The following is a 14,870-nucleotide window of genomic DNA, read 5'->3' as shown; positions in this document are numbered from 1 at the left end:
CTTACCACCTCAACCTAAACAGGTTAGCTATTTGCGGCTCAGGGGTCTCGACGATTGGTTTGATGAGTAGCCATTGATTAGCTCTTGTCGAAGCCGATACTGGTGTTTTCGAGTTGAAGGTTTGAAGTTTGTTCTTACCCATCCCCATCTCAAAAGATTTAGCACCTAGTGGAGTGATCTCTAAACCCTCTTTGGTAAAGCGTATCGACAGTAGCTCTTGTGATTCAGGCCAGTACATAGAACCAGGGCAAGAGTTTTTGAGTACAATGGTTTCGCCAATATTAAGCGTTTGGTGATACCCCGTATCAACGTATGTATCGTAAATCGTTGTGTTAGGTAGCTCTAAAATAGATAAATCTTGGAGGTTATTACGAATATACAAGACTTGGCTGTTGTTCATTGAAGTACCACAGAAAGGACACTCTAAATGGCCGTCACTCACCAAGAAGTTAAAAGAAGCATTACATTCGTTGTTTTGGCACTTCACTAGCATATGCGCAAGCTGTTCAAAGACTTCCGCCCATTCACTTAAACTCGGTCTGGCTAGCGGATCGTTTTTACCCGCGTTAAAGCATTGTTCAAATAAATTGGAAAGTGGCTTTAGCGCTACCAGTTCTAATGGAATGCCTTTGGGGTAATCTTCATCTAGCGCATTTGCATGATCAGTTGGGTGGTATATCCAAGGTAACTCACCCGCAAACGCTCGCTCTTCGTCTTCAGGTGTACCATTTTCAACAGCTTCACCAATAAATGGATGATTAGTTGTTAATAGCTTCATCGCGACGATTGCAAAGCTCCATGCATCCGTTAGCGAGGAAACAAAGCTGTCGCCATTAACCACTTCTGGTGCACCAAAACCTGGACTATAAATGCGACCTGGCTTGCCTTCATCTACCAAAGAGTCAAAACTTTCTCGTTGATTGACACAAATGTTGTCACAGTCAATCAACCACACTTCAGAGTAATCTGGGTTTGCTGAAACAAAAATATTAGCAGGAGATAAGTCACCGTACGCTAAACCCCTTGCATGAAGATCTGAGAGTGTTCTGGCAAGCTTTGCCAAAATAGTCATTCGACGTTTTAAGCCACCCGTTGATAAGTAATGCTCTGGTGACCCCTCCGCTGCAATTAATTCTTCAGTTTCATTCATTAACGATTCGAGAGGAATTAATCCGTCCATCAACTCCATTGCATAACCAAAGTTATTTCCTTTCATGGCAATGCGCGAGAATGGTTTAGCAATGTTTAATTGCTCTAACGGTTGCCTCATTAACCAATGAACATGCTCAAGCCAATTTCTTTTTTTATCTTTATATCGCTGTGTGCTCATTTTAACCAGCACGTTATCAACCTGAGTTGTACAAACAACTCCCTGACCACCTTGTCCTATCTTTTTGATTAACTCAAACTCTTGACCAAAGGTGTCGGTTACAATGCGCTTCTTTGTTTGTTCACTTGTCATTTGTTTATAACCTTTATTTTGCACAGTCAGCTCAAAACCAATAGTGCGAGGGTTTTATCATCCGTGTGATTCGGCGTACCCCAGTTCCTAAATTCGTTTTTTAGCCAAGCCTTAGCTTGTCTAATGCTCTTGCCCTTAGTGCTTTCAATAATCGAATGTGCAAAGTCCAGCTCCATGCCTTGGTGCAGATCTTCGCTAATACCGTCAGTCATAAGCGCAATCACATCACCTACACTCAATTTCTGCTTCGTTATCTGCCAGTCTGAAAACTGTTTAGATTTACCTAAGCCTGTAGTTATGTTGCCAAAATCATTTGTATCCGAATGCTCAGCTGTCTGTTGCGAAGTTAAAATTAAACCGTCACCTAACTGAAACGTTCTTAGCTCTCCGCTATCAGAAACCCAAGCAATCAAACACGTTGTTACTGCATCACTGGCTTTAAAATCGCCAAGCGAGTTCAACCACTTTTGGTAAACCCGCTTGATAAGCGCTTTACTTTCAATGCTGAAATCAACCGCCTTAATCACATCAAATGCAGCTCGACATGCTTGTTTTGATCCCACATCCGAATGAGCCTTGGATCCCATGCCATCACAAACTACAGCGAGCCAACCACTAGGCACCCTTTTTACTAGCACCGAATCTTGATTAGTCTGACCATTGAGTAAATGACCAGGCCCAATGACAGAAACACTTAGATGGCGAATACTTACCATTGGCCTTCTAGATCTAAGCCTAAATCGTCATCATCGTTGTCTAACTCATCAAAGTTAATCGGTGCAAGTTCGTTCGGGGTTCTACTTTGAGAGCGTGCAGTTACGCTCATGGTGACCGCTCTAAAAAAACGGTGAATATCTCTGGCTTCATTAGCTTTAAATACTGGCGCTTCTAAATCATTGTTAAATGCTTCAAGTACGTCGATATTAGCTTCAGCGCCTATCGCCATTGCAAAACGACTGGCTTTTTGACCGCGTTCACTCGTGGTTAAACGTTCTAAACCTGCTTTCCAACTGTCTGTTGGAATACCGTCCGAAAGTAAAATTAATACAGGGCGATAATCGCGAGATGTGATCAGTTCTTTATCTTCGAGCACCTCCGTCGCTAACTCGAACGCATGACCCATTGGTGTGCGACCAATCGCATCGAGTGGCTGCATCGCTTCTATTTCAGATGCTTTAGCAAGTGGTAGGTGCATTTCAGCCTTATCACCACCAAAGGTGATTAAGCCCACTTGAATTTCAGCTTGTCGTGCTGATTCTTGCCTAAAAGTAGAAACCATGTTTCGAACGGCTTCGTTAAGCGCTGCAATCTTCCCGTCCACTGACATACTGCCACTGGTGTCCGCTAGAATAATGACAGGGAGTGCTCTGGCTTTTGCTACTGCAAATTTTTTTAAACTCATTTTCTATCCTTTTAATTTTGATTAACTGTAAGCCAATCAAACTTCAATTAGTGTAAGTGTTTGTGACTATGCTTGAATGGGCGGATCTTTCTAAGATCTTTATTTCGGAAGGCTGTCATTACTGTTCCATTTGAGGACATAACAAGCTGAATTCCATTCATAGCTTTTAGTTCTGGCTCAATAGAGCCATACTTTTCAATTTCTTTATTACCAATCACGTAATAGGTTGCACGCCTTGAGTGAATAACACGACCATATTGATAAGCAAGCATCACCTGCTTTTTAGATATCCCTCTTTGCCCTTCTCTTATTTGTGCGTGCTGGCTATTTTTTAGGTCTGGTACAACGAAAAATCGATCTTGTTCTTTTACAATAAAGGTCATAACGTTTTCCTCACATGATTAGATAACCTTGTATTGCGAGAACCAGACCACAATTAAAAGTCAATAATTACAGGAACTTAATAAATAACCCCGACATCAAAAACCTAAAAAAGTAATATTTATTACATATAAGTAATTATCTATACACCAGATTTCAAAGTGAAGTTATAAATACATATCCGATATTACTCATACTTAATTGCAATATATGAATCATGGTTTGCAGCTTCTAACTTAAACGACCATTTTCTGACTGCATCAGCTTGCCCGAATTCATCTTTAGTAAAATCAAAAGTATTAAACCGGTATGGGTAACGTGTAGCCCAATAGCCCATCCCTTGATCAAATATGATCTTGACTTCACTTCCATCTTTCAGTTTTAAGAGTAAAAATCGACCATGTGGGAGATCCTTTGGCTCTGAAACTTCGGGATATACCGTTATTCCAAAGTTTTTACTAACCTGTGTATAAAAGTAAGGCTGATCAGAATGATTTTGCCAATTATCAGCAACACACACAGGTGTTCTATTATCACGATCTCTTTTCGGGTATGCAGAGTAAAGCTCCAAATCAAATTCATTTGTTTTTTCTTTGATTGCAGCAACAAAGTTAATTATTAAGAATGAGCTTAAGGGAGAGACTAAGAACTTATCATAATAATAGGCACTATCTATGCCACATGATATTTTTTCTAAAAGACTATCGTCATGTTCTGATATAAATGCTAAAAGGTTGCTGCCAAAAGATTGGACATTGCAATTTAATCTTGCGCCTACGTTATCTATAACGGTTGCAGAGTTTAAAGATGACTGGCTTGATATATTGTCAAGGTTGACCAATTCAGCAACTAGTTCATTGCTACTTGAAAGGGTTGATTTAACAATAAGTGTATCTAAAGGCTCACCCCAAGTTTCATTTGGGAAACAAGCATTTTTATCTAGCGTTCCCCAGGATTGAACGCTTTCACCTTTAATGACATCAAATAACATATGTCCACTTTCTATAGGTAGAACATCGAATTCACTCGCATACCACTTAATACTCGGAACAAGATCTTTTTGAATGCTCCAAGCGATATCAGGCTGAAAGTGTTCAAGGTATTTTCTTTCGATATAAATAGAGACATCTAAATTAGATACTGCAAGTTGATTAATCCAATTCCTATACTTCCACTCAGGCCAATCCCAATCCTGTATGTCTCCACCAAGATATATTCGTACACCTGTAACATCTGTATCAATAACTTTCGATATTAATAAAGATATACAGTCCATTTCTACTAAGGTGTCATTACCAAACGCCCTTAGTTCTTTAGGCAACCTTAACTTTTCAACAAATTGAGACGTTACCAAGAAGTCATTAGCATAAACTCGATCTAAGTTATCAATTTCATGTTGTGTATCATAATCCAAAAGACATGCGTGACATGCTCCTTCACACCCAGTGTTAGTACATGTCCCGAGGTAAGTTTTCGCTGCCTCTATTACTTCGGTAAAGTTCTTTAATATTGATGTTGAAAAACCAGCTCCTTGTGAAGCCATATCATATAGAAATAAGCTTGTAGCTTTTAAACCACCTCTTTGAGTTACATCACGAACAGCAACACCTAGCTCATTAGTTGTAATGCCAGATTGTTGAGCCAATTTTGTTCTTATGGCGACACCAAGGGTATACATTAATTTAGAGTCAAATATGGCGTTGCCTGTACATGGATCATTAATTTGTAACTCGAAAATACTAGTTTGAACATCATGCCCCAACATAAATGGATGCGTCACTTTATTATCGATACCAAATTTACTTTGTTTGATGGCCCAAGAATTTTCAGGGCCTTGGCAGTAAATACTGTTATCTACACTAGTACCCTGCAACCTTTTATGCTGTTTAGTTAATTTAGAAACACCCCCGTTGTTATCCAAAGCTTCAGCCCTACCGCAACACAAGCAAAGCGCATAACCTGCACCATTACCCGCATTATAATGAAACAGCTTTCCATTATCATTTGTCCGATATCGACCAAGCTCAGGGTTAGGTAGATGTTGCCAAGTAGCGTCTTCTAAGGATATTTTAGGCTCTTTGAATGGCAAATATTTGGGCTGCGTATAATCATTATGCAATGGTGTACTATAATCGACAGTAAACCCTGACGGAACAATATATTCCTGCCATGAAATATCACTTGAACAACACTCGGGATTTGTACAATATTCAGGCTTAGTTAAAGAAGTACTCGTAGTGTGGCACTCATTACACTCCCAAGAAACTCTGAATAGCTGCTGTTCAGTAATTTCATTTTCACTAAACGGCATTTTCCAATTTAATTGCAAGCCTTGTGATTGATAAACAATGCTGTCTAATACAATTTCCGCACCTGGTGCATATTCCCTTAAAGCTACATCCAAACTTCGACTTGGATAGCCTCTTCGCTGGAATTTATTTTGTTTACTACCAACTGAATTCCGATTTTCCTTGCTATCTTTACTATTCGTTACAAGCGCAACAACGCCTGTAGGGAAACCATACCCAGGTAAAAAACCACTTCCCGATAGTTCAGCTAACAAGTAATTTTCTTTTAAACGTTTTAATTGACCTGATAGTTTCCTTAGAGCTGCCTCACCCGCTCCCGTGCTATCACAACGGCTCAATTGAAAACTTAAGGATTCATATTCTTTCATCCACTTATCACAAGATTCGAGCATTTCTTCCTGAACCATTGAAACTAATCGTTTACTGTCGTAAAGGGAAAATACTGTTTCAAATCGCAGTTGGGATATACCTCTAAGTAACCTTTTATCAGTGAGCGCATCTGTTGAGCACCAATCTTGGAATTGTTGAATGACTGATTTTCCAGCAGCTTCAGGTTCAAGAAAAAATGTACCTGCATGCATTTGCAAAATACTCTCATCTCTTTGATAAATTGACATTAAAAAAGTTGAAAGTACTAGTGAATTGATATGCCTTAATACTAGAGGTTTACTATTTAGCGAGACAATTGGTACATTGATTGGTGTTTCAAATGGCCACTTTGGGTGGGAGAATACACGCTCACCGTGAGGGGTAGATTTACAAAACGTTAATGCCATAGCAGTAGACTCTTGCCTACGACCAGCACGACCAGCACGTTGTAAATAGTTCGCGGGACCAGGAGGAACATTATTCATAACAACCATTGAAAGGGAGCCAATATCAACCCCCATCTCCATCGTTGTTGAACAACTTAAAATTTGTATATTTCCAGATTTAAAGGCATTTTCTAATCCAGCTAAACGCGAACTTTGTTGTTGGGCAGAGTGCTCCGCCGCACGTATTAAGCTAACCCCCTCAAGAATACGGTCATTTAAATCACTCCAGTAACCTTGCTCCCTACCTTTTTCAATAAACTCTTCTGAAGTTAAATCATCTATCTTTGTACAGTACTCAAATCGTTCATCTTCATTTGGCAAATAAGGAGAGATACCTTTTAATGTAGTATCTAAAATTCGGCTGGTGTAGGGACACAACCAACCTTTAGTCATTAATTGAGGAGCGGCTACCTTTTCAAAATTTAAGCGATAACCTCTATCTTTATAATCTTTAATTAATATATGTGTTTCTAGAAGTTTTTTCCAGGCATCCCCCAGCACATCATTGAATAATATACAGTTTTCTTTTGGGTTTAATCCCGTCGCTTTTGCCAACATTCGAACCAATCGATGCATACTTCCTATTGGCTTAGCCATAGGCCAATTACGTAGTGCTTTCTTTTCTATTTCATCTCTTGGTGAGTCATCAGAGCTAATTAGACTTCGAGGCATAATTCGTGCCCCCATCCAGTTCAAATAATACTTGGGTATATCAACAAAGGTATTCTCACGAATCCAAAAATCTACACATATTTTTAGGAAGTCTTTCCAATCATCTAGATTATTCAACCCTATACTTCGCCATGACTGAGGCTCTTCGTTGATAGCATCAATAGCAGGATATGTTAATGCGACAAGCCCCATTGTTTCCAAACTATTTTGCGTCTTTGGTCTACGAGCAAACTCTCGATATAAGAATAGTCTTGCTAAATTTTTTGGATCTGAAAGCAGTGATTCTTTATCTGCATATTCGCCTATTTGTAACTGATCTTTTTTGTCACCTGTTAGTTCAGCTTCTATCGCACCAGAAAGTAACTGAATTTCACCAGTGCTTGATAACTGCTCTACTAAATCAAACCACGAAACTGATGAGGTACTTGATATTGAATCACGGTACTTAGGGACAGCATTCATGATCTCTTCGTCTGTTTTCCCCATAGACTTAAGAGCATCTATGATCCCCTGTGTCGATTCATCCAACTCATTTTGTTCACTCAAATTTGCCAAACGGTGATAAACATAACTACGGACAAAGTTTCTCTCTGAGTCAAGTTGCATTTTTGCTGAAAAACGAGCCGTGCCTTGTCGGCTATCAGTAAAAGTTATCATTCGTTTACCACGAAGATCTTTTACATCATCACTTTTTCCTGGGGCGTGCTCTAACATAGTAGGTACAACAGTCCCCATCAAAAATGGTGCACCAAGTATTGCTCGCTTAAAGTTCGTACCTGTTTGTTTTTCAACTTTCTCACAACAAGCACAACGTAAACCATCATGATCATCGTTTGTAATAATGCTAATCGCGTGACTATCTTCTTCATAAGAAGATGAAAGTGCCATTGTTTTGAAGTTTAAATACCTAATTCCTTTTTCTGATTTTAATGCTGAAAAGATTTGAGCATGCTTAGTCATTAGAACTTCACTTTCAGGCTCTTCTTGTTCTGAATCATCTAGTTGCATCTCGACTTCATCAGCATAATCATCAAGTAACTCACCAATCCTTACACTTAATTGTCTCTTACCTCCAGATACAACTAATTCTTCAGCATTTAGAGAACTTGTCCCACATCCAGAGCAATGAGCCAACTCAAATACTGGTGCGCCACAATCACAATGTCGCCTCTCTTCAAGATAAACTTTGCCAAATTCCCAACCACTTTCTAGCAAAGTGCCTTTTTTCTCAGGACAGTGGTTATCAATACAGCTCCAAATTCCCTTTTGTGCTCGATGGAAAAAATGTGCTCTAACAGGTAAAAATGCCTGGGGATCACCATACTGCCTCGAATATGCTTTCGCCATTAAATCAATTAGTAACAGCGCTTTTCTCTTATGATTAGTGGTTAACTTATTTTCCGTCGGCCAAAGGACTTTAGCTATATCAACTAAATTCATGGGCCTTTTTGTTAACTTTGTTCTTAAACTTTTAGCTACTGGTGAGCTAGATAAGTAACTAAATAACTCTCGGCTATCTAATGAAGATGCATATTCAATATCTAGCTTCGCGGTAGAATCATTATCTTTTATAGCAGGGATTAATCGATCACCATTAACTACATGGATTTGTGTTGTCTCAATACCAGCTAGCTTCGCTAAGTAAGCCTTTAACTGCTCATTTGTTTCTTTTTGATTATTTTTATCGCCAATTGTGGCTGACGTTGCCACGAAACGAACATCTCTAGGGTTTACTTTAAACGCGTGCATCACACGCGTTAACAATAAGGAAATCTCTGCTGCTTGCGACCCCACATAAGTATGTGCTTCATCTAATACTATCCACTTGAGCTTACCTTCAGATTGCTGAATTATTGGTTGGTCTTCCTGTCTAACCAGCATGTATTCAAGCATTGTTGCGTTGGTTAACAGTATTGGTGGGGGAGTATTTCTAATAATCTCTCTATATCTAACCCTCTCAGGCGTATCAGCTTGCTCTTTCCTTAATATGTCTTTTTTAGGAGGCTTAGTATCAGTATCGCCATTGTATAAACTATATTTAATTTTACCTTCAAATCCTCTTGTCCAAGAACTTAAACGCTCTCGTTGAGAATTTATTAGTGCATTTAATGGGTATAGAAAAAGTGCCTGTACCCCAACTAAATCATCTTCAGACTCTTCAGCTTGTTTTGCTAAATCGTTTAATAGTGGCACAAGGAAACATTCCGTTTTACCAGAACCTGTACCACTTGTCACAACTACCGACTTAACATCATCATCCATTAAATAACCCCAAGCTTCTAATTGATGTTGATATGGTGGTCTAGCTTCTGGCCATGAATAGTCTTCCTTAATATCATTACAATACCGAGAAGCATGCTCCTCTTTGTAATCCTCTTTTTCAGCTGGTTTTGGCAATGGTGGGGTTGTTAAGTTATTAAAAAAAGAAGTGGATAATTTTTTCTTTTCAACTAAGTCTAACAGCGATGATTTTGAAGGATTCCAACCAAACATTGCCTCAAAAATAGGATCTGCCAAAAGACTATTCCCTTCTCCAAATCTTGCTGATAACTCTTGGTGAATATAGTTACGCAGAGATGAGCTTCGTAACCTCATTTTGCTCAATATTGCTTGAGAGCTTCGCTCACAAATATCTTCGTATAACTCAGTAAACGGAATATTATTAGTCATTGACCTAATCCTTGGAAATTAAAAAACTAGCTTGAAGAGCCAAGCTATACGCTTTATGAACCCACTCTCTATCCTCAGATAGTAGCCTGGAAATTGCGACTTGTAAGAAACGGCCAAACGGTTTATAACTCACAGGAAAGTCATCTTCCGAATTTAAATGCCCTGCGGCCCAGTAGGCGGTCAGTACTGGTAATTCCAACATAAAAAATTGATTTTTATACACATGTTCTGGGAGGGTTGGATTTATTAACAGACAATAAAGCTTCTGAGGTAATACAGCTCTCATCAAATTTGGTTTTAGTTCGTGTCTGAATTCTTCATCTTTTCTAGCCGATTGAACTCGACAAATAAACTTGCCATTTTGACGTTCGAATAATTCCTTTTTTGCCATATGAAAAGAATCAAATTGGTTTAATTTCCAATCATCACTGTGACTTTTAATCCAATCACATGTTTTACCGGTTTTCTTGTATCTCAGAATATCGGCGATCGTTGCAAAGCCTTCTCCTCTAGAGGATAGCTTTTCCAAAAAGTCTTCTATCTGCATCATCATTAGTTGTTGCGACATCACAACATCAAGTCCTAAAGAGGAAACATCACGGTCTATTCTGGCTATAAGACTATCCATAGCTGAGTACCAATGCTCTAAGTCTAAACAAAACCAACTAAAAGGAAGCTGATTTTGTAGCTTCCAAACATCTTCAAACCATTCTTGCTCTGACTTTCTAAATAGTAACAATGCAAAAAGCTTCGGGTAATTCACCATATGAATAAATACATTAAATGTATTTGCTCTAACCAAGCTCAAAGCATCAATAAATATTTCTAATTCATCCCAAGCTTTGTGAGTCGGGTCTTGTTCCATTAGCTTTAAGACATCATGAAACCATTTCAAATCATTACTTTTGATCGCACAAGATAACGTTTCATCGAAATCAACATTTTCACCAAAAATCGTCACTACTGTAGGTTGAACTTTATGTTCAGGATCTGCAAAAACAAGCCAAGGACCAGATTGTAAATCCTTAGGAACAACAAAAGACTTTCTGCTCTGTTCGTCATAATCAACATCCATAACAACTTCACTTTCATTAAGTTTCCACATAGGACGAAGCTTTAAATTGACAGAATCGGGGTGTTTATGAACATGCATATTATTGATGAAGAACTTTTCCTTTATCCTTCTTTCATTGGTAACAGGAATAGCCAAATGTCTATCTGGGTATATTTTTGCTAAGTCACTACTGTACCCCAAAGCCTTATTTTCCACACGAAAACTGATAAAGTCCCATGTATCATCAGACTGTGCATACAAGGTATTAGCTAGTTTAATTAGTACCTGACAATCGATTAGCATTACAGGAGATATTTCAACATTTCCAAAACGTAAATGCTCATTTAAAGAAACTTTGATTTCATCACGCTGTTCTCCTCTGTTTTCCTTAATTAATACAGCATTAATCTTAAAACCCCAAATCGCACTTTCATTGTCGCAAACAACTTTTAGTGAGCATCGGTATAAATCATCAATACATATTCGTTGATACTTTGTAACAGGGCGTCCCGTATGTGAAATAAGGCAGAGACCATTTTGGCCTGTGGGAATTTCAAAAGATAATGACCCCGAATTTGGCCAGCGTAAGTCAGCACTGACAGAAGCGGCAATACCATTAGGCAACTGAATATCGAGTCTTTGTCCTAAAATAGCTGGCTCAACACTCCTTAGCCAACGTTCCTGAGATTGGCATAATGCAACACCATCATTTTTAAAATTAATGACATTGACTTCAAGTCTACCTGTGGCATCTAGGTGATGAGTAAAACTAGATTTTTCCGGAATGACATTCAAGTTTGACTGCCAAAGGATGTCACCATCTTTACTCCAGATAACATTACCTCGACCAAATACATTATCAGCCTGCCATGCGCTAACTTTATCTTGCTCTTTGCTTTTCCAAAACAACTCTTCTACTGGAATCTCTGCAATATTACCGTCTAGGTTGGATAAAAGTGTTGGTAGTCCTTTATAAACTTTGTCATCGACAGCTAATGGCTCTAAAAAACCTTTTACCTGACACAAAACCACATTAGTACTAACGCAATCAGTAATAACTTTAAATGAACCATGAATAGTTGATACTTTCGCACTTCCATATACTTCATAAACCGATCGTTCAGATCCTACAATAGTACCAACATGCTCGACTGTCGATAATGCATTTGAAGCCACAGGCTCTGCTGTAGAAACTATGTATACTTTTTCGTTATGACTTTTTACTGAACCTTGCCCAACGAACATCAAGCCTTTAGAAGCTGAAGCAAAAATCCAAGGCATTTCATTTGATAATGCCTCTCCTCGGTAGTAGATGTTTGACGTTAGCTTTTTATCTTCACTCCATAACTCAAAGCTAAGTTCGTTTTGTGCTGGTTCTCCAAAGTAATTGACAGTTTTACGAGATACTTGCCAGCGTTCTGCTCCATCCGTTTTTAAATTAAAGGAAGCTGATAATTTTCTTTCGAGTGTCGAGCTTATGGAGTACATGTCAAAAAACTTAGGTAGCTCTGCATTTTCCAGTTGCTCATTGAGATCATCAGGATTTATGGTTGCATTTAAATGTATCAGCGCTTCTAAATGCCATCCTTCTTGCCCCTCACGTAAAAAGCGTGTAACTCTAATAGGATGCTTTTCTCTTTTTACAATGCTAGAAGCTCTTCTAAGTAATACTCGCATTAACTCCGTTGCTTCATCATCATCCAATAGAAACTTTAAATCGTTCTTCCATTTAGGTTTTTTAGCATCCAATTCCAACACAGGATCTTTTACAGCATAAAGGTGGTATTCATCCCTTAACAAAATAAGATCGTCTAATAAGGATGCGGCTAGTTTAGCCAAGGAATCTTGCTGTAAGCTTTTCGGTAAGTTATGTAGAGATTCGCCCGCTAGTTCATACGATGATTTACTAAGGTGAAAACGGCTATATTCTTCAATTAAGTTGATAAGATATTGTCTTAAATGAGTTTCATTTTCTCCTGTTAATATTGCTCTTGGAAACCCCCCTTGACAAAATAAAGTAGCAAAATACTCATCTCTAGTGGTATCAAAAATAGTCTGTTTCCAGGAATCTAAACCTCTTTCCACAGCTCCTCGAACGGATGACTGATAATAAGGGCGGTAATCCCTAATACCTAAACTATCGAAAAGTGGTTGCCACTTATCTCTTCCACCACCGTAATTTCTTTGTAGCCATGTTGCTGAATACAGAACAAACAATTTATCAAATATAATTGAAGCATTAAAAACGACGCTAGGTGACTTCCCCCCCAGCATATTCTTTAGTTTTAATCGAAGAGAAGTAAGCTCTTCATCTGTTACTTTATACGCCCAAATAGGCTTTCCTGATAATCTTGTACGTGGAGGAATACTAAGAAATTCACTCTCCCAATGTTTTAATGCGCTAATACCAGTTAACTTTTTTGAAGATATAGCTGAAGTACTCATAATAAATTGCCTATTTTAGGGCGATAGGCTCGTTTGATATTTTTTATTATCCGAGCAAAGATATAAGTAGAGGAGTAACGCTGGGGTATTATCACTGAAATTCCTTTTTACTGCTTCCCGACCATGGGATAGTTATATACTACTAGCATTAATCTACCATTCATTTAATTAAGATCAAATAATTATGCGACCAATTAGATTAAACTCACAAGCAAGTTAAGAGCTCTATTATGCTCTTAACTTGCTTGAGATTATTATTCAAGCGCAGCGATTTCATCTAACATTGGCATTCCACCGTGTACGAGGCCCTGCAGTTCCCCACACATTGACAACATTTGTGCAGTTATGCCTGAAATTTGGCCTTCACGCTTTTTCCATATTCTTTGTATTGCGTTTCGTTCTTTATCAAGCTCGCTTTTCATTTGTTCTTGATGATCAACAACCGCCTTTACACGTTGAACAAATTGAGGGCTGCATATGTAATCATAAATAGCTTCCATTTGTTCATTTTTACCTGCACTTACCGTTTTTTGACGCTGTGTCTCTAACAAAGTAACCCTCAAAGCTTCACTTAGCCCCTTTGCTAAAGCTGGTTTAACTAACCAAACTCCATCAACCATTAACATAGGCTCATTTGTATTTGCAGGAAATACAGTGGTTACAAGTACTCCAATATCACCGGCAGCATTTTGTACATCTGTTTTAAGTTTGCTAACCCAAGTGTTTGACCAGTTTTCAGCTCGCTTTGTTTCCCACACTATTTTTCCACATACAGTTCCTGAGCGCATGCAAACTGTTTGAATAACATCTGCGCCTTTAGCGCCTTTTTTTACAGGTTCAATAAAATCAAGCGGATATAACTGTGCTAGTGTAGTCTCTAACTCAAGTTCTAAAACTTCACCTTGTAGTTGTTGTGATCCCTGCTCTAGCTTGCGTTTAAGTTCGTTATTAGCTTTGGAAGCATCATCAATTTTTTTACGATACTCTGCTTCTTTTAATTTAAACTCGTTAGCAGCATCATCACGCAGTAACTGCTTTTGCTCCTCAACTTTGCGAGCTAATTCTAGCTCATAGTTTTTTTGTTTATCTTCAAGCTCTGCTTTGGCCTTTCTGAGTTTAAGCTCTTCATCTCTAAATCGATCTAATTGTTCATCTTTAGATTTTATTGATTCCTCAAGGCTTTGCTTCTCCAGCTTCACCTTTTCAAGCACGCGTTGCTCTGCTTTAATTTTTTCAGATTCAATCTTTGTTTTAAGTACCTCTTGGCTTTGCTTGCTGTCTTCTAGCTGTTCATTTAATTGAGCTAGTTGCTGCTGAAATACTTTTGACGCTGATTTTTCTGCATCTTTTGTGGCTTGGGCTTTAATAGCCATTAATTGCTGGTTTAGTAGTTCCTTATACTCACTTTCGTGCTGCTCAATTAAATGCTTTGCTATCGCATCTTTTACATGAAAATCAGTATCACAATGAGGACAGGTTATTGAATCGTTTGCATTAAGGATAATTTTGGAAGTCATGGCTGAGCCTTATAATAGTTAAACACAAATAAACTATTACAAGCTTAGTGCCAATGTATAACACACTGTTTTGCATATAATTTAAACTTACAACCAAATTTAACATGGGAATAATATTACTTTTATGTAAATAAAATCACTAT

General features: G+C 38.3%; 7 protein-coding genes. All 7 read right to left on the bottom strand.

The window, feature by feature from the left end; translation table 11 throughout:
- Position 1: 1 nt before the first annotated feature.
- Entirely contained in the window at positions 2-1,462 is a 1,461-nt protein-coding gene (locus CWC28_RS08540; RefSeq protein ID WP_130167721.1) for a serine/threonine protein kinase, read from the bottom strand.
- A 26-nt stretch (positions 1,463-1,488) separates the two neighbouring features.
- On the bottom strand, positions 1,489-2,178 hold the full coding sequence (locus CWC28_RS08535) for a PP2C family serine/threonine-protein phosphatase (protein ID WP_130167722.1): 690 nt from the start codon (positions 2,176-2,178) through the stop codon (positions 1,489-1,491).
- On the bottom strand, positions 2,172-2,864 hold the full coding sequence (locus CWC28_RS08530; RefSeq protein WP_130167723.1) for a vWA domain-containing protein: 693 nt from the start codon (positions 2,862-2,864) through the stop codon (positions 2,172-2,174). The genes CWC28_RS08535 and CWC28_RS08530 overlap by 7 nt, the downstream gene beginning before the upstream one ends.
- 47 nt (positions 2,865-2,911) lie before the next feature.
- Entirely contained in the window at positions 2,912-3,247 is a 336-nt protein-coding gene (locus CWC28_RS08525) for a DUF4258 domain-containing protein (RefSeq protein WP_130167724.1), read from the bottom strand.
- Between the two features lie 185 nt (positions 3,248-3,432).
- Positions 3,433-9,711 carry a DEAD/DEAH box helicase gene (locus CWC28_RS08520; RefSeq protein WP_138624983.1) on the bottom strand — a complete coding sequence of 2,093 codons (6,279 nt, stop codon included), beginning with the start codon at positions 9,709-9,711 and terminating at the stop codon, positions 3,433-3,435.
- 4 nt (positions 9,712-9,715) lie between these two features.
- The gene (locus CWC28_RS08515) at positions 9,716-13,210 is read right to left on the bottom strand and encodes an STY4851/ECs_5259 family protein (protein WP_130167726.1); all 3,495 of its coding nucleotides are present in this window, start codon (positions 13,208-13,210) and stop codon (positions 9,716-9,718) included.
- 254 nt (positions 13,211-13,464) lie between these two features.
- Positions 13,465-14,727 (bottom strand): DUF2130 domain-containing protein, encoded by a 1,263-nt coding sequence (locus tag CWC28_RS08510; protein WP_130167727.1) that lies wholly within the window; start codon positions 14,725-14,727, stop codon positions 13,465-13,467.
- Between the last annotated feature and the right edge of the window lie 143 nt (positions 14,728-14,870).

This window comes from Pseudoalteromonas sp. S4492, assembly GCF_005886115.1.
Taxonomy (GTDB): domain Bacteria; phylum Pseudomonadota; class Gammaproteobacteria; order Enterobacterales; family Alteromonadaceae; genus Pseudoalteromonas; species Pseudoalteromonas gelatinilytica.
Note: the sequence above shows the minus strand (reverse complement) of the source record. Positions and strands in the feature narration are given on the sequence as shown.

Excerpts from the sequence above, each read along its gene's own strand:
- CWC28_RS08515 (WP_130167726.1), bottom strand. The coding sequence starts at position 13,210 with ATGAGTACTTCAGCTATATCTTCAAAAAAGTTAACTGGTATTAGCGCA.
- CWC28_RS08530 (WP_130167723.1), bottom strand. The coding sequence starts at position 2,864 with ATGAGTTTAAAAAAATTTGCAGTAGCAAAAGCCAGAGCACTCCCTGTC.
- CWC28_RS08525 (WP_130167724.1), bottom strand. The coding sequence starts at position 3,247 with ATGACCTTTATTGTAAAAGAACAAGATCGATTTTTCGTTGTACCAGAC.
- CWC28_RS08520 (WP_138624983.1), bottom strand. The coding sequence starts at position 9,711 with ATGACTAATAATATTCCGTTTACTGAGTTATACGAAGATATTTGTGAG.
- CWC28_RS08510 (WP_130167727.1), bottom strand. The coding sequence starts at position 14,727 with ATGACTTCCAAAATTATCCTTAATGCAAACGATTCAATAACCTGTCCT.
- CWC28_RS08540 (WP_130167721.1), bottom strand. The coding sequence starts at position 1,462 with ATGACAAGTGAACAAACAAAGAAGCGCATTGTAACCGACACCTTTGGT.
- CWC28_RS08535 (WP_130167722.1), bottom strand. The coding sequence starts at position 2,178 with ATGGTAAGTATTCGCCATCTAAGTGTTTCTGTCATTGGGCCTGGTCAT.